The sequence below is a fragment of the Micromonospora sp. CA-259024 genome, from assembly GCF_050936255.1.
Classification (GTDB): Bacteria; Actinomycetota; Actinomycetes; order Mycobacteriales; family Micromonosporaceae; genus Micromonospora.
Genome location: NZ_JBNJND010000002.1, coordinates 972,196 through 990,720, shown reverse-complemented (window position 1 = coordinate 990,720; position 18,525 = coordinate 972,196). Strand labels below are relative to the sequence as shown.

Sequence of the window (18,525 nt, the reverse complement as noted above, 5' to 3'; positions counted from 1 at the left end):
CGGCATGATGGGGGGATGACGACCGCACCCGGACAGGTGTCCGTCGCGCAGGAGAGCCTGCGTCACCCGCTGGACCCGGATCCGGCCCGGGCCACGAAGGCACGGGCGGTTTTCGCGCTGGGGCTGCTCGGCATGCTGACCGGGCTGTTCATCGGTGGGGTGGTGCCGGCGACGGTGGCACTGCAACTGGCCCGGCAGGCGCGCCGTGAGGCGTACGCCTCCGGGGGTTTCCTGACCGGCGGAGCCTGGCTGCGACGGGGGGAGTGGATGGCCTGGACCGGCCTGCTGCTGGTCGCGGTCACTGTGGTGGCCGCGGTGGTCATCGGGGTGGTTCGGTTGGCCGGAGCGCCGTTCGGCCACGACTACCCGGCGAACATGGACTGAGCCGTCCGCGGCCGCGCCCGGCGCGGGCGGCGGTGCTCTCGGCGGTAGCCTGGCCGGTGTCCCGCCGTGCGGCGGTGGCGGCCTTTCGACAGGAGGACCTCGTGACGGAACCGGCGCGGCCCCCTGCGGACGAACCGGCCGGCCCTCCGGACGCGCCGGCTCCGTCCGAGCCGAGTGGCTGGGCGCGACCGGGCCCGAGCGGCGAGCCGCACCCACCCGTCTCCGCGTCGGGCTGGGGCGCGCCGCCACCCTCCGCGCCGCACCCCGGATGGGGTACGCCCGGCTCCGCGCAGCCGTACCCGGTCTCCGGGGTGCCGACTCCGCCGCCAGGCTGGGGCCCGCCGGCGTCCGGGGCTGGCATGCCGTACGGCTGGGGCCCTCCACCGCCGGGCCACGCGCCCGGCTGGGGCCCTCCGGCGCCGGGTCACGCGCCCGGCTGGGGTGCGGCGCCAGGGCATCCGGTGCGACCGCCCACCGACGACCAACGCCGTCCGCCGAAGCGGGTGGAGATGGTGCCCGGTACGCCGTTCGGCGTCGTGCACCTGGACGTGGCGCCGGTCACCTCCGGGCTGGCCATCGGGGCGCTGGTGGCCGGGATCGCGTCGGTCCTGGTCGCACTGCTGGTGATCTGCTTCGGGGTGGCCTTCGTGAACGAGGGCGGGGCCTGGGCGTCCGGCGCGTTCGCTGCGCTCGGTGTGCTGGCCGGCGTGGCGGCGGTCGTCGCCGGCCTGCTCGGCCAGCGACAGATCCGCAGGCCGGCCGCGCCCTCTGCGGTTCGGTTCACCGGCCGGGGGCTGGCCGTGGCCGGGATCAGCTGTGGTGCGGCCGGGGCGCTGCTCAGTCTCCTGGGCCTGGGTCTGGCGCTGCTTCTCGCCCTGACGTGAGGCTGGTCACCGTTCGCCCCGCCACCTGACGCGGTTCCGCAGCTCCCGCGAGGCCTCCCGGTGCCCGCCCCGGGGGCGCCGGGTGGTCCCGAGGGAAAGCCGGTACACTTGTGTTCGTAGGTGCCCATCGCGGGCGACGGGGCAGAACGAGATCTGACCGGCGGGTGTGAGACAGTCGCCGGGCCATTCCGTTTTGACCTGGGCGGTTGTGGTAGGTACTCTTTCCCCTTGTGCCCGGGCATGCCCGGGCAACTCGTGCGTGCGCTGTTTCCGGAACCCGGACGGCGGCACGACAAGCCAAAGATCCGGGGCGGGGCGACTCGCGAGCCGGTGACACAAACCCGGTACGCACGTGAAAGCGTCCGCAACGGGACCGTGATGAGGGCGACACGCCCGACCGCGGGTGCCGGGGTCTCCGTGAGGTGGCCCTGGTTGGAATGTAGGAGAGCCGGTCATCAGGCTGGCTAACGAGCAGACGGCGCGGCCGCGAATGCGGCCGAAGGGAGCGGAGAAACCCGGTGCCCACGATCCAGCAGCTGGTCCGAAAGGGCCGCCAGGCGAAGACGAGCAAGACCAAGACCCCGGCGCTGAAGGGTTCCCCTCAGCGGCGCGGCGTGTGCACCCGCGTGTACACCACTACCCCGAAGAAGCCGAACTCGGCGCTGCGCAAGGTCGCTCGTGTGAAGCTCAGCAGCCAGATCGAGGTGACCGCCTACATCCCCGGCGTCGGTCACAACCTGCAGGAGCACTCGATCGTGCTCGTTCGCGGCGGCCGGGTGAAGGACCTCCCCGGCGTGCGTTACAAGATCGTTCGCGGTTCGCTGGACACCCAGGGTGTCCGCAACCGCAAGCAGGCGCGCAGCCGTTACGGCGCGAAGAAGGAGAAGAGCTGACATGCCGCGTAAGGGACCCGCTCCGCGGCGGCCACTGGTCGCTGACCCGGTGTACAACTCGCCGCTGGTCACCCAGCTGGTGAACAAGATCCTGCTGCGCGGCAAGCGCCAGCTCGCCGAGTCCATCGTGTACGCGGCCCTCGAGGGCTGCCGCGAGAAGTCCGGCACCGACCCCGTCGTCACCCTCAAGCGGGCGATGGACAACGTCAAGCCGACCCTCGAGGTGCGCAGCCGTCGTGTCGGTGGCGCCACCTACCAGGTTCCGGTCGAGGTCCGTCCCACCCGGGCGACCACCCTGGGCCTGCGCTGGCTGGTCACCTACTCCCGCGCCCGGCGCGAGAAGACCATGGTCGAGCGGCTCATGAACGAGCTGCTGGACGCGAGCAACGGCCTCGGTGCCGCCGTCAAGCGGCGCGAGGACACGCACAAGATGGCCGAGTCGAACAAGGCCTTCGCGCACTACCGCTGGTAACACCCTGGTTCCGGCGCCCCACGGGCGCCGGAACCGCCACCAGTTGAGTCGAGACGACGATAAGTAGGGATTGAAGTGGCCGCCGCAGACGCGCTCGCCAACGTACGCAACATCGGCATCATGGCGCACATCGATGCCGGTAAGACCACGACCACCGAGCGGATCCTGTTCTACACCGGTATCACGTACAAGATCGGTGAAGTCCACGAGGGCGCTGCCGTCATGGACTGGATGGAGCAGGAGCAGGAGCGTGGTATCACCATCACCTCCGCTGCTACCAAGTGTGAGTGGAAGGGCCACACGATCCAGATCATCGACACGCCCGGACACGTCGACTTCACGGTCGAGGTCGAGCGGTCGCTGCGGGTCCTGGATGGTGCGGTCGCGGTCTACGACGGTGTCGCCGGCGTGGAGCCGCAGACGGAGAACGTCTGGCGGCAGGCCGACAAGTACAACGTCCCGCGTATGTGCTTCGTCAACAAGCTCGACCGGACCGGCGCCGACTTCTTCCGCTGCGTGCAGATGATGATCGACCGGCTGAACGCGACCCCGCTGGTGCTCCAGATCCCGATCGGGCTCGAGGGTGACCACATCGGTGTCGTCGACCTGATCGGCATGCGCGCCCTCACCTGGCGCGGGGAGACCCAGAAGGGTGAGGACTACGCGATCGAGGAGATCCCGGCCGACCTGGCCGACTCCGCGGCCGAGTGGCGCGAGAAGCTGATGGAGACCCTCGCCGACGTCGACGACGCGGTGATGGAGAAGTACCTGGAGGGCGAGGAGGTCTCCGTCGAGGAGATCAAGGCCGCCATCCGGCGTGCCACCATCGCCGGCAAGGCCAACCCGGTGCTCTGCGGCTCGGCGTTCAAGAACAAGGGTGTCCAGCCCATGCTCGACGCCGTGGTCGACTTCCTGCCGTCGCCGCTGGACGTTCCCGCGATCGAGGGTACGGCCACCGACGGCGAGACGCCGCTGCTGCGGAAGCCGTCCAACTCGGAGCCGTTCTCCGGTCTGGCCTTCAAGATCCAGACGGACAAGCACCTCGGCAAGCTCACCTACGTCCGGGTCTACTCCGGCACGCTCGATTCCGGCTCCCAGGTGGTCAACTCCACCAAGGACCGTAAGGAGCGGATCGGCAAGATCTACCAGATGCACGCCAACAAGCGGGAAGAGCGCAACTCGGCCCAGGCTGGCGACATCATCGCGGTGCAGGGTCTCAAGCAGACCACCACCGGTGACACGCTGTCCGACCCGGCGAACCCGGTCATCCTGGAATCGATGACCTTCCCGGAGCCGGTCATCTCGGTGGCGATCGAGCCGAAGACCAAGTCCGACCAGGAGAAGCTGGGCACGGCCATCCAGCGGCTGGCCGAGGAGGACCCGACCTTCCGCGTCCAGCTGGACGAGGAGACCGGTCAGACGGTCATCTCCGGCATGGGCGAGCTGCACCTGGACATCCTGGTCGACCGGATGCGCCGCGAGTTCAACGTCGAGGCCAACGTCGGCAAGCCGCAGGTGGCGTACCGCGAGACCATTCGCCGCAAGGTGGAGAAGGTCGAGTACACCCACAAGAAGCAGACCGGTGGTTCCGGCCAGTACGCCCGCGTGATCGTGAGCGTGGAGCCGCTGCCGCTGGACAACGAGTCGCCGACCTACGAGTTCGCCAACGCCGTCAGCGGTGGCCGCATCCCCCGGGAGTTCATCCCGTCGGTGGACGCCGGCGCCCAGGACGCGCTGCAGTACGGCGTCCTCGCGGGCTTCCCGCTGGTCGGTGTGAAGCTGACTCTGCTGGACGGCCAGTACCACGAGGTCGACTCGTCGGAAATGGCATTCAAGATCGCCGGCTCGATGGTGATGAAGGACGCGGCCCGCAAGGCCGATCCCGCACTGCTCGAGCCGATGATGGCCGTTGAAGTCACCACTCCTGAGGAGAACATGGGTGACGTCATCGGTGACCTCAACTCCCGCCGCGGCATCATCCAGGCGATGGAGGAGCGCAGTGGCGCCCGCATCGTGAAGGCTCTGGTGCCGTTGTCGGAGATGTTCGGCTACGTCGGCGACCTGCGGTCGAAGACCCAGGGCCGGGCGAGCTACAGCATGCAGTTCGACTCCTACGCCGAGGTTCCGCAGAGCGTCGCGAAGGAGATCATCGCCAAGGCAACGGGCGAGTAATCGCCCCGAGCAGGTGATTCGTGGTTGGTCGCGGGAGGGTTCACCCGCCCGCGGCCACCACGATCGGATCGCGTGAGACCGGGCCTGTAGGCTTCATCGCCGCAGAACCCACAAAAGACTCTCCGGCCGTCAGGCCGGAAAGGCTGTCGACAGAGTCCTAAGCGCCGACCGGCGCGCCGGGCGTACGAACCAAGAAGTCCACAGGAGGACACCAGTGGCGAAGGCGAAGTTCGAGCGGACTAAGCCGCACGTCAACATCGGCACCATTGGTCACATCGACCACGGTAAGACGACGCTGACGGCGGCCATCACCAAGGTCCTGCACGACCAGTTCCCGGACCTGAACCCGTACACGCCGTTCGACGAGATCGACAAGGCGCCGGAGGAGAAGGCCCGCGGCATCACGATCTCGATCGCGCACGTCGAGTACCAGACCGAGGCGCGGCACTACGCGCACGTCGACTGCCCCGGCCACGCGGACTACATCAAGAACATGATCACCGGTGCCGCGCAGATGGACGGCGCGATCCTGGTGGTCGCGGCGACCGACGGCCCGATGCCGCAGACCCGCGAGCACGTGCTGCTGGCGCGTCAGGTTGGTGTGCCGTACATCGTCGTGGCGCTCAACAAGAGCGACATGGTCGATGACGAGGAGCTCCTGGAGCTCGTCGAGCTCGAGGTCCGTGAGCTGCTCTCCACCCAGGAGTACCCGGGTGACGACCTGCCGGTCGTCCGGGTTTCGGCGCTGAAGGCCCTCGAGGGTGACCCCGAGTGGACCGGCAAGCTGCTGGACCTGATGACCGCGGTCGACACCTCGATCCCGCAGCCGGAGCGCGAGGTTGACAAGCCGTTCCTGATGCCGGTTGAGGACGTCTTCACGATCACTGGTCGTGGCACCGTCGTCACCGGTCGTGTGGAGCGCGGCGTTCTCCTGCCGAACGAGGATGTTGAGCTCGTCGGTATCAAGGAGAAGAGCTTCAAGACCAAGGTCACCGCGATCGAGATGTTCCGGAAGACCCTGGACGACGCTCGCGCAGGCGAGAACGTCGGCCTGCTGCTGCGTGGTACCAAGCGCGACGAGGTCGAGCGCGGCATGGTCGTCGTGAAGCCGGGCTCGAACACCCCGCACACGGAGTTCGAGGCGACGGTCTACATCCTCTCCAAGGAGGAGGGCGGCCGGCACACCCCGTTCTTCCAGAACTACCGTCCGCAGTTCTACTTCCGGACCACGGACGTCACCGGTGTCGTCACCCTTCCCGAGGGCACCGAGATGGTCATGCCGGGCGACAACACCACCATGTCGGTGAAGCTGATCCAGCCCATCGCCATGGAGGAGAACCTCAAGTTCGCGATCCGCGAGGGTGGCCGCACCGTCGGCGCCGGGTTCGTCACCAAGATCATCAAGTGAACTAGGTAACCCCGATTAGACCCGCCGCCGGTCGTGCGGCATACTAGTCAGGTTGCGTAACGACAGTTCGTCGCCTGTGTTCGGCTTTCGCTGAACCTCCGGGTGGCGAGACAGTCGAGCGTAGGGTGGTTGGCGGCCCAGTCGCCAACCACCCTCGCACGGCGTTCAGGTCGCGGTAATGCGATCGGCGCCTTGACCCACCGCGCGGTCAGCACCACTCCGGAACCACGGGGCGGAGCCCGGCCCGAGGGCGCGACACGCCCGACCGCGGGGGTCGGCGAAGTGGGCCTGTGCCAGCCGGCACAGGCGCCCGCAACACAGCGGCATCGAGAGAAGGAACAGAAGCCACCATGGCGGGACAGAAGATCCGCATCCGGCTCAAGGCCTATGACCACGAGGTCGTCGACTCCTCGGCTCGGAAGATCGTCGAGACGGTGACGCGCACCGGGGCGCAGGTCGCGGGCCCGGTGCCGCTGCCCACGGAGATCAACCGTTTCTGCGTTATCCGCTCGCCGCACAAGTACAAGGACTCGCGCGAGCACTTCGAGATGCGCACGCACAAGCGGCTGATCGACATCATCGACCCGACCCCGAAGACGGTCGACTCGCTCATGCGCCTCGACCTGCCGGCTGGCGTCGACATCGAGATCAAGCTGTAGGGACCGGACAAATGGACAGGCAAGTCAAGGGGATCCTGGGCGCCAAGCTCGGCATGACCCAGGTCTGGGACAACAACCGTGTTGTTCCCGTGACCGTGGTCGAGGCCGGCCCGTGCGTCATCAGCCAGGTTCGTAGCGCCGAGAAGGACGGTTACTCCGCGGTCCAGCTGGCGTACGGCACCATCGACCCGCGCAAGGTCAAGAAGCCGATCAGCGGGCACTACGCCAAGGCGGACGTGGCGCCGCGCCGGCACATCGTCGAGCTGCGCACCACGGACGCTGGGGAATACTCGCTCGGCCAGGAAGTCACGGTCGAGGAGTTCCCGGCCGGCGTCACCATCGACGTCACCGGCAAGACCAAGGGCAAGGGCTACGCCGGCCCGATGAAGCGGCACGGCTTCCACGGTCTGGGCGGCAGCCACGGTGTCGAGCGCAAGCACCGCTCGCCCGGTTCCATCGGCGCCTGCGCGACCCCGGGTCGTGTCTTCAAGGGCACCCGGATGGCCGGTCGGATGGGTGGCGTGCGGTACACCGTGCAGAACCTCACCGTCCAGGCGGTCGACACCGAGAACAACCTCCTGCTCGTCCGTGGCGCCATTCCTGGTCCCAAGGGCGCGCTGGTTCTGGTCCGTACCGCGGCCAAGATCAAGGTGAAGAAGGGCGGTGCGGCCAAGTGACCACCGTTGACGTGCGCACCGTCGAAGGCACCACCAGCAGCTCGGTCGAGCTGCCGGCGGACATCTTCGACGTGCAGGCCAACGTCGCGCTGATGCACCAGGTCGTGGTGGCCCAGCTCGCGGCGGCCCGACAGGGCACGCACAAGACCAAGACCCGCGCCGAGGTTGCTGGTGGCGGCAAGAAGCCGTACAAGCAGAAGGGCACCGGTCGCGCCCGGCAGGGCTCGATCCGCGCGCCGCAGTTCGCCGGTGGTGGCGTCGTGCACGGTCCCGTGCCGCGCGACTACAGCCAGCGGACCCCGAAGAAGATGAAGGCCGCCGCGCTGCGGGGTGCCCTCTCCGACCGGGCCCGCGCCGGGCAGGTGCACGTCGTCGAGGCGTTCGTCTCGGGTGAGAAGCCGTCGACCAAGGCGGCCCGGGCCACGCTGACCAAGCTCACCGAGGCCCGTCGGGTCCTGGTCGTGCTGAGCAGCACCGACGAGCTGAACTGGGTGTCGCTGCGCAACGAGCCGCGGGTGCACCTGATCGAGTCCGGCCAGCTGAACACGTACGACGTGCTGGTGGCCGACGACGTGGTCTTCACCAAGGACGCACTGGACGAGTTCCTGGGCGTTCCCGCCGAGACCACCGAGGAGGGTGGCAAGTGAGCACGATCGCCGACCCGCGCGACATCATCGTGGCGCCGGTCGTCTCGGAGAAGAGCTACAGCGAGCTGAACCGGAACTGGTACACCTTCCTGGTGCACCCGGACGCGAACAAGACCGAGATCAAGATCGCTATCCAGCAGATCTTCAACGTCCGCGTCCTGACGGTCAACACGCTCAACCGCCAGGGTAAGCGCAAGCGCACCAAGACCGGCTTCGGTCAGCGCAAGGCGACCAAGCGGGCGATCGTGAAGCTGGCTGACGGTGACCGCATCGAGGCCTTCGGCGGCCCGGTCAGCTGAGGGGTGTAGACAATGGCTATCCGTAAGTACAAGCCGACGACGCCGGGCCGACGTGGCTCCAGTGTCGCTGACTTCGCCGAGATCACCCGGTCCACGCCGGAGAAGTCGCTGCTGGCTCCGTTGCCGAAGAAGGGCGGGCGTAACGCCCACGGCCGGATCACCACGCGGCACCACGGTGGCGGTCACAAGCGCCAGTACCGTCTGATCGACTTCAAGCGGGTCGACAAGGACGGCGTGCCGGCGAAGGTCGCTCACATCGAGTACGACCCGAACCGCACGGCGCGCATCGCGCTGCTGCACTACGCCGACGGCGAGAAGCGGTACATCATCGCGCCGAAGGACATGAAGCAGGGCGACCGCGTCGAGTCCGGTCCGGGCGCCGACATCAAGCCGGGTAACAACCTGCCGCTGCGCAACATCCCGGTCGGTACCACGATCCACAACGTGGAGCTGCGTCCGGGTGGCGGGGCCAAGCTGGCCCGTTCCGCCGGCGTCGGCATCCAGCTGCTCGGCCGCGAGGGCGCGTACGCGACCCTGCGTATGCCGTCCGGCGAGATCCGGCGTGTGGACGTGCGCTGCCGCGCCAGCATCGGCGAGATCGGCAACGCCGACCAGTCGAACATCAACTGGGGCAAGGCCGGCCGTATGCGCTGGAAGGGCAAGCGCCCGACCGTCCGTGGTGTCGCCATGAACCCGGTCGACCACCCGCACGGTGGTGGTGAGGGTAAGACCTCCGGTGGTCGCCACCCGGTCAACCCGCAGGGTAAGCCCGAGGGCCGCACCCGCCGTAAGGGCCAGCCGAGTGACCGGCTGATCGTCCGCCGCCGCTACGCCACGCGTAAGCGCGGCTGAGGGAGATAAGACATGCCTCGCAGCCTGAAGAAGGGCCCGTTCGTAGACGACCACCTGCTCAAGAAGGTGGAAGTACAGAACGACAAGGGCTCGAAGAACGTGATCAAGACCTGGTCGCGGCGCTCGACGATCATCCCCGAGATGCTGGGGCACACGATCGCCGTGCATGACGGACGCAAGCACGTCCCGGTGTTCGTGACCGAGGCGATGGTCGGGCACAAGCTCGGCGAGTTCGCGCTGACCCGCACGTTCAAGGGTCACGAGAAGGACGACCGGAAGAGCCGTCGGCGCTGACGCCGCGGGCATACGGATAGAGGGAACAAGGGGTTACAGCGATGCCAGGAAAGGGCGACGCTCCGGTGCTTCCGGGCGCGCGGGCGGTTGCGCGGCACGTGCGCATCTCGCCGATGAAGGCGCGCCGGGTGGTCAACCTCGTCCGCGGCCTGCCCGCGAAGGAGGCGCTCACGGTGCTGCAGTTCGCGCCGCAGGCTGCGAGCGAGCAGGTGTACAAGGTGCTCGCTAGCGCGATCGCCAACGCGGAGAACAACGAGCGGCTGGACCCCGACGCGCTGCTCGTCAGCGAGGCCTTCGTGGACGAGGGCCCGACGATGAAGCGGTTCCAGCCGCGGGCGCAGGGTCGGGCGTACCGAATCCGCAAGCGCACCTGCCACATCACCGTGGCGGTCGAAGCGGTCGCGCCGGCAGCGCCGAGGAAGGCCGCGGCGAAGAAGGCCGCCCCGGCCACGGAGGCCGCACCGGCCGAAGCGCAGAGCAAGACGGAGGACGCCGAGTAATGGGTCAGAAGGTTCACCCCACTGGGTTCCGGCTCGGCATCTCGACCGACTGGAAGTCCCGCTGGTTCGCGGACAAGCTCTACAAGGACTACATCGGCGAGGATGTCAAGATCCGCCGCATGATGTCCAAGGGCCTCGAGCGTGCCGGGATTTCCAAGGTCGACATCGAGCGCACCCGCGACCGGGTTCGGGTCGACATCCACACCGCCCGGCCGGGCATCGTCATCGGCCGTAAGGGTGCGGAGGCCGACCGGATCCGCGGCGAGCTGGAGAAGCTCACCGGCAAGCAGGTTCAGCTGAACATCATCGAGGTGAAGAACCCCGAGTCGGACGCTCAGCTGGTCGCGCAGGGCGTGGCCGAGCAGCTGTCCAGCCGGGTCAGCTTCCGTCGGGCGATGCGCAAGGCCATGCAGTCGGCGATGAAGAACCCGGTCTGCAAGGGCATCCGGGTTCAGGTCTCGGGTCGCCTCGGCGGCGCCGAGATGAGCCGGACCGAGTTCTACCGTGAGGGCCGGGTTCCGCTGCACACGCTGCGGGCCAACATCGAGTACGGCTTCTTCGAGGCCCGTACGACGTTCGGCCGGATCGGTGTGAAGGTCTGGATCTACAAGGGCGACGCCGTCCCGGGCCGGGAGGCTCCGGCCGAGGCCGGTCCGTCCCGCCCGCGTCGTGGTGAGCGCGGCGACCGTCCCGAGCGTCCGCGCCGTGGCCGGTCGGGTTCGTCCGGCACCACGGCTGGTGGCACCGAGGCCGGTCGGGCTGCTGCGACCACCATCGCGCAGCAGGCCGAGACGCCGAGCGGCGAGCCCGTGGACACCGGTGCTGTCGCCGCCACGGCGTCTGCTCCGGCCGCGACTCAGCCGGCAGAAACGCAGCAGGAGGGCTGACAGATGCTGATGCCGCGCAAGCCCCCGAAGGGCTTCCGCAAGCCGCACCACCCGGACCGCAGTGGCGCGTCCAAGGGTGGTAACCGGGTGGTGTTCGGCGAGTTCGGGATCCAGGCTCTCGAGCCGGCGTACGTGACCAACCGGCAGATCGAGTCGGCGCGTATCGCGATGACTCGCCACATCAAGCGTGGTGGCAAGGTCTGGATCACGATCTTCCCGGACCAGGCCCTCACCAAGAAGCCTGCCGAGACCCGGATGGGTTCCGGTAAGGGTTCGCCCGAGTGGTGGGTCGCCAACGTCAAGCCGGGGCGGGTTCTCTTCGAGATGTCCTTCCCCAACGAGCAGATCGCGCGAGAGGCCATGCGTCGCGCGATCCACAAGCTCCCGATGAAGTGCCGCATTGTTACGCGCGAAGTGGGTGAATCCTGATGGCAGCGGGCGTTAAGGCGACCGAGCTGCGTGAGCTCTCCGAGGAGGAGCTGGTCACGAAGCTGCGGGAGGCCAAGGCGGAGCTGTTCAACCTCCGCGTGCAGGCCGCAACCGGGCAGCTGGACAACAACCGGCGGTTGCAGGTCATCCGTCGGGAGATCGCCCGGATCTACACGATCATGCGCGAGCGCGAGCTGGGGCTCTCGGCCGCGCCGACTGAGGTGACTGCATCATGACCGAAGACACCGCCACCGCCACCGCGCGGTCCCGCCGCAAGGTCCGTGAGGGCCTGGTGGTCAGCGACAAGATGGACAAGACCGTCGTGGTCGAGGTCGAGGACCGGGTTCGGCACGCTCTGTACGGCAAGATCATGCGCCGTACGAGCAAGCTGAAGGTGCACGACGAGCAGAACGCCGCTGGCACCGGCGACCGGGTCCTGATCATGGAGACCCGGCCGCTGAGCGCCACCAAGCGTTGGCGGATCGTGGAGATCCTGGAAAAGGCCAAGTAGCGAAGGCTCGAGCTCGCCCGGCGTTGCGTCGGGCGTAGGTTCCGCCAGGCTCCGGCCGCTCCGGCGGCCGGAGAACCGGCAGACATAGGAGATAGACGTGATTCAGCAGGAGTCGCGACTGCGCGTCGCCGACAACACGGGTGCTCGGGAGATCCTGTGCATCCGGGTTCTCGGTGGCTCCGGTCGGCGCTACGCGAGCATCGGCGACGTCATTGTGGCCACGGTCAAGGACGCGATCCCGGGTGCCGGTGTGAAGAAGGGCGACGTCGTCAAGGCGGTCGTCGTTCGCACGGCCAAGGAGAAGCGGCGGCCGGACGGCTCGTACATCCGCTTCGACGAGAACGCCGCCGTCATCATCAAGGACGGTGGGGACCCGCGCGGTACCCGCATCTTCGGCCCGGTGGGCCGGGAGCTGCGGGACAAGCGGTTCATGAAGATCATTTCCCTCGCGCCGGAGGTGTTGTGACCGTGAAGGTCAAGAAGGGCGACACGGTCGTCGTCATCGCCGGCAAGGACAAGGGTGCCAAGGGCAAGGTCATCGCGGCCTACCCGCGGCAGGACAAGGTCCTGGTCGAGGGCGTGAACCGGGTCAAGAAGCACACCCGCATCAGCACCACCCAGCGTGGCGCCAAGACCGGCGGCATCGTCACCCAGGAGGCCCCGATCCACGTCTCGAACGTGCAGGTCCTGGACTCCGACGGCAAGCCGACCCGCGTCGGTTACCGGATCGACGACAACGGCCAGAAGGTCCGCATCGCGCGTAGCACCGGTAAGGACCTGTGATGACCACGGCTACCGAAAAGACCATGCCGCGCCTCAAGGAGCGGTACCGCAACGAGATCGTGGCCCAGCTGCGTGAGCAGAACAGCTACGGCAACCCCATGCAGGTGCCGCGGCTGGTCAAGATCGTCGTCAACATGGGTGTCGGCGAGGCTGCTCGCGACGCCAAGCTGATCGACGGCGCGGTCCGCGACCTCGCCACGATCACCGGCCAGAAGCCGCAGGTGCGGCGGGCGACCAAGTCCATCGCGCAGTTCAAGCTCCGCGAGGGCATGCCGATCGGTGCGAAGGTGACCCTTCGCGGCGACCGGATGTGGGAGTTCCTGGACCGGCTGCTGTCCATCTCGCTGCCGCGTATCCGCGACTTCCGCGGTCTGGACGGGCGCAAGCTGGACGGGCACGGCAACTACACGTTCGGTCTGACCGAGCAGTCGGTGTTCCACGAGATCGACCAGGACCGGATCGATCGCCAGCGGGGCATGGACATCACGGTGGTCACGACCGCCACGACCGACGACGAGGGCCGGGCGCTGCTCAAGCTCCTGGGCTTCCCGTTCAAGGAGAACTGAGATGGCCAAGAAGGCGCTGATCATCAAGGCGGCCGCGAAGCCGAAGTTCTCGGTTCGCGCGTACACCCGCTGCCAGCGGTGCGGGCGTCCGAAGGCGGTCTACCGCAAGTTCGGGCTCTGCCGGGTCTGCATCCGGGAGATGGCTCACCGCGGTGAGCTGCCGGGCGTGTCCAAGGCTTCCTGGTAAGGGCGACCGCGTCCCGGCCGTCGGCCGGGAACTCCTGCACCGATTAGGTATTGCTCTTCGCCGTAGGCCCGGGGCTGATGCCCCGGGAACCCCGGCGAGAAAGGCTGACGAAATCCATGACGATGACCGACCCGATCGCAGACATGCTCACGCGTCTGCGTAACGCCAACCAGGCGTACCACGATCAGGTGAAGATGCCCTACTCCAAGATCAAGGCGAACATTGCCGAGGTCCTGAAGGCCGAGGGTTACATCGCCACCTGGTCGGTCGAGGAGCCCGAGGAGGGCGCCGTCGGCAAGCGACTGGTCGTCGAGCTGAAGTACGGCCAGAACCGCGAGCGGAGCCTGGCCGGCATCAAGCGCGTGTCCAAGCCCGGTCTCCGGGTGTACGCCAAGTCGGACGGGCTCCCGCGGGTGCTCGGTGGGCTGGGCGTGGCGATCATTTCGACGTCCCAGGGGCTGCTGACCGACCGGCAGGCCCGCAAGCGGAGTGTTGGCGGGGAAGTCCTCGCCTTCGTCTGGTAACGGGAGACAGGTAGAAATGTCGCGAATTGGACGTAAGTCGATCCCGGTACCAGCCGGCGTCGACATCACGATCGACGGGCAGACCGTCAAGGTCAAGGGCCCCAAGGGCCAGCTCCAGCACACCCTCGCCGAGCCGATCACGATCGAGCGGGCCGAGGATGGGCAGCTGAGCGTCAACCGGCCGAACGACGAGCGCAAGGCCAAGGAACTCCACGGCCTGAGCCGTACGCTGGTTGCGAACATGATCGTCGGGGTCACCGAGGGCTACCGCAAGAGCCTGGAGATCGCCGGCACCGGTTACCGGGTCACCGCCAAGGGTTCGGACCTCGAGTTCGCGCTCGGGTTCTCGCACCCGGTGGTCGTCGCCGCTCCGGCGGGCATCACCTTCACGGTGGAGCGGCCGACCCTGTTCCACGTGGCTGGCATCGACAAGCAGCAGGTCGGTGAGGTCGCCGCCAACATCCGGAAGATCCGCCCGCCGGAGCCCTACAAGGGCAAGGGTGTCAAGTACCAGGGCGAGGTCATCCGCCGCAAGGCCGGAAAGGCAGGTAAGAAGTGAGCGCCACGCTGCTCAAGCGCCGCCGCGGCGTTGCCGCCAAGCGCGCCGTTGGGCGTGCGCGTCGGCACTTCCGCGTCCGCAAGAACGTCAGCGGTACGTCCGAGCGTCCGCGCCTGGTCGTCACCCGTTCGCTGCGGCACATGGTCGCCCAGATCGTCGACGACACCAAGGGTCACACCCTGGCGTCGGCGTCGACCCTGGACGCCTCGCTGCGCGGTACGGAGGGCGACAAGAGCGCCCTGGCTGGCAAGGTGGGCGCGCTGCTCGCCGAGCGGGCCAAGGCCGCCGGCGTCTCCAAGGTCGTCTTCGACCGCGGTGGTAACCGGTACGCGGGGCGAGTCGCCGCGCTTGCCGACGCCGCCCGCGAAGCCGGGCTCGAGTTCTAACAACCCCGTCACGAGAGATAAGGAAGGCTGCTGATGCCAGGTCAACAGCGCCGTGGCGGCGGGTCCGGTGGCAACGAGGGTGGTCGCCGCGACAACCGCCGTGAGGGCGGCCGCGGAAACGCGCCCGTCGAGAAGACCCCGCACCTTGAGCGGGTCGTCGCGATCAACCGCGTCGCCAAGGTCGTGAAGGGTGGTCGTCGCTTCAGCTTCACCGCCCTGGTGATCGTGGGCGACGGCGACGGCACGGTCGGCGTGGGCTACGGAAAGGCCAAGGAGGTGCCCGCGGCCATCGCCAAGGGTGTCGAGGAGGCCAAGAAGCACTTCTTCAAGGTCCCGCGGATCGGTCAGTCGATCCCGCACCCGGTGACGGGTGAGGACGCCGCTGGTGTGGTGCTGCTCAAGCCGGCCTCGGCCGGTACGGGTGTCATCGCCGGCGGTCCGGTGCGCGCCGTGCTGGAGTGCGCCGGGATCCACGACGTGCTCTCCAAGAGCCTCGGCTCGTCGAACCCGATCAACATCGTGCACGCCACCGTGGCGGCCCTGAAGGGGCTTGAGTCCCCCGAGCAGGTCGCGGCGCGTCGTGGCCTGCCGGTGGAGGACGTCGCGCCGGCCGCCATGCTGGCGTCGCGTGCGGGGGTGGCGCACTGATGGCACGTCTGAAGGTCACCCAGGTCCGGTCCGGTATCGGGACCAAGCAGAACCAGCGTGATTCGCTGCGTTCGCTCGGTCTCAAGCGGATCAACGACGTGGTGGTCAAGGAGGACCGGCCCGAGATCCGCGGCATGATCTTCACTGTGAACCACCTCGTGAAGGTCGAGGAGGTCGAGTAATGACGATCAAGGTGCACCACCTGCGCCCGGCGCCCGGTTCCAAGACCGCGAAGACCCGCGTGGGTCGTGGTGAGGGTTCCAAGGGCAAGACCGCTGGTCGCGGTACCAAGGGTTCCAAGGCCCGCAAGAACATCTCGGCGGCGTTCGAGGGTGGGCAGATGCCCATCCACATGCGCCTGCCGAAGATGAAGGGCTTCAAGAACAAGTTCAAGGTGGTCTTCCAGGTGGTCAACCTGGACCGACTCGCTGAGCTGTTCCCGAACGGTGGCCAGGTCGGCCCGCTGGAGCTGGTCGAGTCCGGCGCGGTCCGCAAGGGTCACCCGGTCAAGGTCCTCGGCACCGGGGACCTCGGCGGAGTGGCGCTCCAGGTGTCGGCGCACGCGTTCAGTGCGTCGGCCAAGGAGAAGATCGCCGCCGCCGGTGGCTCCGTCACCGAGCTGTAAGGCGTACCACCCATGGCGCCCGTCCAGTTGTGAGCAACTGGCGGGCGCCATGGTCTACATGGGCCCTGAGCGCCCGGTAATATCGGAATCGATTTATGTAGTCGGGCGCATCTGCCCGGACCGGGGTGGGGCTGTTAGAGTCCCTTCCCAGTCATGGATTGCGGGCGCTCGCCCGTGGTCCACCCCCACCCGCCAGGGATCACCGGCGGCCCGCCTCGCGCAGGAGGAAGAAGTTGCTGTCCGCCTTTCTCAGTGCGTTCCGTACGCCTGACCTGCGCAAGAAGCTGCTGTTCACAGTAGGCATCATCGCGGTCTACCGGCTGGGTGCGACGCTCCCCAGTCCGGGCGTCTCGTACGGCAACGTGCAGAAGTGCCTCGACACCCTCCAGGGTGAGACGACGGGCGTCCTCAACCTGCTCAACCTGTTCTCGGGTGGAGCGCTGCTACAGCTCTCGGTCTTCGCGCTGGGCATCATGCCCTACATCACCGCGTCGATCATCTTGCAGCTGCTGACCGTCGTGATCCCGCGCCTCGAGCAGCTCCGCAAGGAGGGCCAGGCCGGCCAGGCGAAGATCACCCAGTACACCCGCTACCTGACCCTCGGTCTCGGTGTGCTGCAGGCCTCGGCGTTCGTGGCCCTGGCCCGCTCCGGGCAGCTCTTCCAGAACCGTTGCGACCAGTTCCCGATCATCCCCACCGGCACCGGCATCCCGGACTGGCTGACCCTGGCCATCCTGGTGATGACGATGACCGCCGGCACCGGCATGGTCATGTGGCTCGGTGAGCTGATCACCGACCGGGGTGTCGGCAACGGCATGTCTGTCCTGATCTTCACCTCGATCGCGGCTCGGCTCCCCAGCGAGGGTTGGCAGATCAAGACCAGCAAGGGCTGGGGCATGTTCGGCCTGGTCATCGCGCTGGTCCTGTTGGTCATCACTGCGGTCACGTTCATCGAGCAGGCGCAGCGCCGGATCCCGGTGCAGTACGCCAAGCGGATGATCGGCCGGCGGATGTACGGCGGCACCTCGACCTACATCCCGTTGAAGGTCAACCAGGCGGGTGTGATCCCGGTCATCTTCGGTTCGTCGCTGCTCTACCTGCCGCAGTTGGCTCTGCAGTTCTTCGACCAGACCGACCCCGGCAAGACCCAGGCGTGGATCCAGAACAACCTGGTCAACCCGAGCAGCCCGATCTACATCTCGGTCTACTTCCTGCTGATCATCTTCTTCACGTACTTCTACGTCTCGATCACGTTCAACCCGACCGAGGTCGCGGACAACATGAAGAAGTACGGCGGGTTCGTGCCGGGCATCCGTCCGGGCAAGCCGACGGCCGACTACCTGGACTTCATCCTCAGCCGGATCACGCTGCCGGGCGCGCTCTACCTCGGCGTCATCTCGATCCTGCCGAACTTCTTCTTCATCTGGCTGGACAACCAGCAGTACCAGAACTTCCCGTTCGGCGGCACCGCTGTGCTCATCATGGTCGGCGTCGGTCTGGAGACCGTGAAGCAGATCGAGAGCCAACTCATGCAGCGGAACTACGAAGGGTTCCTGCGGTAGATGAGACTCGTTCTGGTTGGCCCGCCGGGCGCGGGCAAGGGCACGCAGGCCGAGTTCATCGCCGCGCACCTGTCGGTGCCCAAGATCTCGACCGGGGACATTTTCCGGTCGAACGTCACCCAGGGCACGCCGCTCGGTGTCGAGGCGAAGCGGTACATGGACGCGGGCGAGCTGGTTCCGGACGAGGTCACCATCAACATGGTCCGGGACCGGCTGGCCGAGCCCGACGCCAGCGAGGGTTTCCTGCTCGACGGTTTCCCGCGGACCACTCCGCAGGCTGCCGCACTGGACAAGCTCCTCGCCGATCTGGGCACCGCCCTGGATCTGGTCCTGGAGTTGGTGGTCGACGACGACGAGGTCATCCGGCGTCTCTCCGGTCGGCGTACCTGCCGGGGTTGCGGCAAGATCTGGCACGTCGAGTTCGACGCCACCACCCGACCCGGCATCTGCGACCGGTGCGGCGCCGAGCTGTTCCAGCGCGACGACGACAAGCCGGAGACGATCGCCACCCGGCTTCGTGAGTACAGCGAGAAGACCGCACCCCTGGTCGACTACTACGGCGCTCAGGGCAAGTTGGTCGGGATCGACGCCACCGGGCCGGTGGAGGACGTCACCACCCGGGCCATCGACGCGCTGCGGTCGTACGGCGGCTGAGGTCCGGCCGGGCCACGGCGGATAGAGTGCGAACAGCGGGGTACGCACAACGTGCCCCGCTGT

The 18,525-nt window shown here is 67.6% G+C and carries 29 protein-coding genes; all 29 read left to right on the top strand.

Annotated features, from left to right (window positions below):
• Positions 1–15: 15 nt before the first annotated feature.
• The 29 genes from ACQEUX_RS23965 to ACQEUX_RS23825 all read left to right on the top strand — a co-directional run bounded on the left by ACQEUX_RS23965 (position 16) and on the right by ACQEUX_RS23825 (position 18,462).
• Positions 16–384: a hypothetical protein gene (locus tag ACQEUX_RS23965; RefSeq protein WP_433052424.1), complete on the top strand. Its 369-nt coding sequence runs from the start codon at positions 16–18 to the stop codon at positions 382–384.
• Between the two features lie 512 nt (positions 385–896).
• Positions 897–1,268 (top strand): hypothetical protein, encoded by a 372-nt coding sequence (locus tag ACQEUX_RS23960; RefSeq protein ID WP_433057093.1) that lies wholly within the window; start codon positions 897–899, stop codon positions 1,266–1,268.
• A 518-nt stretch (positions 1,269–1,786) separates the two neighbouring features.
• Positions 1,787–2,161 carry a 30S ribosomal protein S12 gene (rpsL, locus tag ACQEUX_RS23955; RefSeq protein ID WP_014440718.1) on the top strand — a complete coding sequence of 125 codons (375 nt, stop codon included), beginning with the start codon at positions 1,787–1,789 and terminating at the stop codon, positions 2,159–2,161.
• Position 2,162: 1 nt separating this feature from the next.
• A complete protein-coding gene (rpsG, locus tag ACQEUX_RS23950) occupies positions 2,163–2,633 on the top strand; it encodes a 30S ribosomal protein S7 (protein ID WP_007465317.1) in 471 nt (156 codons plus the stop codon).
• Between the two features lie 75 nt (positions 2,634–2,708).
• Complete coding sequence (fusA, locus tag ACQEUX_RS23945) at positions 2,709–4,805, top strand: elongation factor G (protein WP_433052420.1); 2,097 nt, start codon at positions 2,709–2,711, stop codon at positions 4,803–4,805.
• 214 nt (positions 4,806–5,019) lie between these two features.
• Positions 5,020–6,213 (top strand): elongation factor Tu, encoded by a 1,194-nt coding sequence (gene tuf, locus ACQEUX_RS23940; RefSeq protein WP_433052418.1) that lies wholly within the window; start codon positions 5,020–5,022, stop codon positions 6,211–6,213.
• A 350-nt stretch (positions 6,214–6,563) separates the two neighbouring features.
• Positions 6,564–6,872 (top strand): 30S ribosomal protein S10, encoded by a 309-nt coding sequence (gene rpsJ, locus ACQEUX_RS23935; protein WP_007073037.1) that lies wholly within the window; start codon positions 6,564–6,566, stop codon positions 6,870–6,872.
• An 11-nt stretch (positions 6,873–6,883) separates the two neighbouring features.
• On the top strand, positions 6,884–7,549 hold the full coding sequence (rplC, locus tag ACQEUX_RS23930; RefSeq protein ID WP_433052415.1) for a 50S ribosomal protein L3: 666 nt from the start codon (positions 6,884–6,886) through the stop codon (positions 7,547–7,549).
• A complete protein-coding gene (rplD, locus tag ACQEUX_RS23925) occupies positions 7,546–8,196 on the top strand; it encodes a 50S ribosomal protein L4 (protein WP_433052412.1) in 651 nt (216 codons plus the stop codon). Before rplC ends, rplD begins: the two co-directional genes overlap by 4 nt.
• On the top strand, positions 8,193–8,495 hold the full coding sequence (gene rplW, locus ACQEUX_RS23920; RefSeq protein ID WP_007465304.1) for a 50S ribosomal protein L23: 303 nt from the start codon (positions 8,193–8,195) through the stop codon (positions 8,493–8,495). Before rplD ends, rplW begins: the two co-directional genes overlap by 4 nt.
• Positions 8,496–8,507: 12 nt before the next feature.
• A complete protein-coding gene (gene rplB, locus ACQEUX_RS23915; RefSeq protein WP_030329891.1) occupies positions 8,508–9,347 on the top strand; it encodes a 50S ribosomal protein L2 in 840 nt (279 codons plus the stop codon).
• A 12-nt stretch (positions 9,348–9,359) separates the two neighbouring features.
• Entirely contained in the window at positions 9,360–9,641 is a 282-nt protein-coding gene (gene rpsS, locus ACQEUX_RS23910; protein ID WP_007465299.1) for a 30S ribosomal protein S19, read from the top strand.
• A gap of 41 nt (positions 9,642–9,682) precedes the next feature.
• Entirely contained in the window at positions 9,683–10,141 is a 459-nt protein-coding gene (gene rplV / locus ACQEUX_RS23905) for a 50S ribosomal protein L22 (protein WP_007465297.1), read from the top strand.
• Positions 10,141–11,028: a 30S ribosomal protein S3 gene (gene rpsC / locus ACQEUX_RS23900; protein ID WP_433052406.1), complete on the top strand. Its 888-nt coding sequence runs from the start codon at positions 10,141–10,143 to the stop codon at positions 11,026–11,028. The genes rplV and rpsC overlap by 1 nt, the downstream gene beginning before the upstream one ends.
• Before the next feature lie 3 nt (positions 11,029–11,031).
• Positions 11,032–11,457, top strand: coding sequence for a 50S ribosomal protein L16 (gene rplP, locus ACQEUX_RS23895; protein ID WP_007465292.1), 426 nt, complete (start codon positions 11,032–11,034; stop codon positions 11,455–11,457).
• Positions 11,457–11,693 carry a 50S ribosomal protein L29 gene (rpmC, locus tag ACQEUX_RS23890; RefSeq protein ID WP_007465283.1) on the top strand — a complete coding sequence of 79 codons (237 nt, stop codon included), beginning with the start codon at positions 11,457–11,459 and terminating at the stop codon, positions 11,691–11,693. Before rplP ends, rpmC begins: the two co-directional genes overlap by 1 nt.
• Positions 11,690–11,968 carry a 30S ribosomal protein S17 gene (gene rpsQ / locus ACQEUX_RS23885; protein WP_112584814.1) on the top strand — a complete coding sequence of 93 codons (279 nt, stop codon included), beginning with the start codon at positions 11,690–11,692 and terminating at the stop codon, positions 11,966–11,968. The genes rpmC and rpsQ overlap by 4 nt, the downstream gene beginning before the upstream one ends.
• Positions 11,969–12,065: 97 nt before the next feature.
• Complete coding sequence (rplN, locus tag ACQEUX_RS23880) at positions 12,066–12,434, top strand: 50S ribosomal protein L14 (RefSeq protein WP_007073026.1); 369 nt, start codon at positions 12,066–12,068, stop codon at positions 12,432–12,434.
• Positions 12,431–12,751 (top strand): 50S ribosomal protein L24, encoded by a 321-nt coding sequence (gene rplX / locus ACQEUX_RS23875; RefSeq protein ID WP_007465276.1) that lies wholly within the window; start codon positions 12,431–12,433, stop codon positions 12,749–12,751. The genes rplN and rplX overlap by 4 nt, the downstream gene beginning before the upstream one ends.
• A complete protein-coding gene (gene rplE / locus ACQEUX_RS23870; RefSeq protein ID WP_354858655.1) occupies positions 12,751–13,317 on the top strand; it encodes a 50S ribosomal protein L5 in 567 nt (188 codons plus the stop codon). Before rplX ends, rplE begins: the two co-directional genes overlap by 1 nt.
• A gap of 1 nt (position 13,318) precedes the next feature.
• A complete protein-coding gene (locus tag ACQEUX_RS23865; protein ID WP_007465272.1) occupies positions 13,319–13,504 on the top strand; it encodes a type Z 30S ribosomal protein S14 in 186 nt (61 codons plus the stop codon).
• Between the two features lie 116 nt (positions 13,505–13,620).
• Positions 13,621–14,028: a 30S ribosomal protein S8 gene (rpsH, locus tag ACQEUX_RS23860; RefSeq protein ID WP_007465270.1), complete on the top strand. Its 408-nt coding sequence runs from the start codon at positions 13,621–13,623 to the stop codon at positions 14,026–14,028.
• 16 nt (positions 14,029–14,044) lie between these two features.
• Positions 14,045–14,587, top strand: coding sequence for a 50S ribosomal protein L6 (gene rplF, locus ACQEUX_RS23855; protein ID WP_203174876.1), 543 nt, complete (start codon positions 14,045–14,047; stop codon positions 14,585–14,587).
• Positions 14,584–14,973, top strand: a complete 390-nt coding sequence (gene rplR, locus ACQEUX_RS23850; protein ID WP_357080808.1) for a 50S ribosomal protein L18 — start codon at positions 14,584–14,586, stop codon at positions 14,971–14,973. The genes rplF and rplR overlap by 4 nt, the downstream gene beginning before the upstream one ends.
• A gap of 33 nt (positions 14,974–15,006) precedes the next feature.
• Positions 15,007–15,621 carry a 30S ribosomal protein S5 gene (rpsE, locus tag ACQEUX_RS23845; RefSeq protein WP_074314587.1) on the top strand — a complete coding sequence of 205 codons (615 nt, stop codon included), beginning with the start codon at positions 15,007–15,009 and terminating at the stop codon, positions 15,619–15,621.
• Positions 15,621–15,803 carry a 50S ribosomal protein L30 gene (gene rpmD / locus ACQEUX_RS23840; RefSeq protein WP_074314584.1) on the top strand — a complete coding sequence of 61 codons (183 nt, stop codon included), beginning with the start codon at positions 15,621–15,623 and terminating at the stop codon, positions 15,801–15,803. Before rpsE ends, rpmD begins: the two co-directional genes overlap by 1 nt.
• Positions 15,803–16,246, top strand: a complete 444-nt coding sequence (gene rplO / locus ACQEUX_RS23835; RefSeq protein ID WP_030329906.1) for a 50S ribosomal protein L15 — start codon at positions 15,803–15,805, stop codon at positions 16,244–16,246. Before rpmD ends, rplO begins: the two co-directional genes overlap by 1 nt.
• Positions 16,247–16,479: 233 nt before the next feature.
• A complete protein-coding gene (secY, locus tag ACQEUX_RS23830; RefSeq protein WP_433052395.1) occupies positions 16,480–17,808 on the top strand; it encodes a preprotein translocase subunit SecY in 1,329 nt (442 codons plus the stop codon).
• Positions 17,809–18,462 carry an adenylate kinase gene (locus ACQEUX_RS23825; RefSeq protein ID WP_088950228.1) on the top strand — a complete coding sequence of 218 codons (654 nt, stop codon included), beginning with the start codon at positions 17,809–17,811 and terminating at the stop codon, positions 18,460–18,462.
• Positions 18,463–18,525 lie beyond the last annotated feature (63 nt).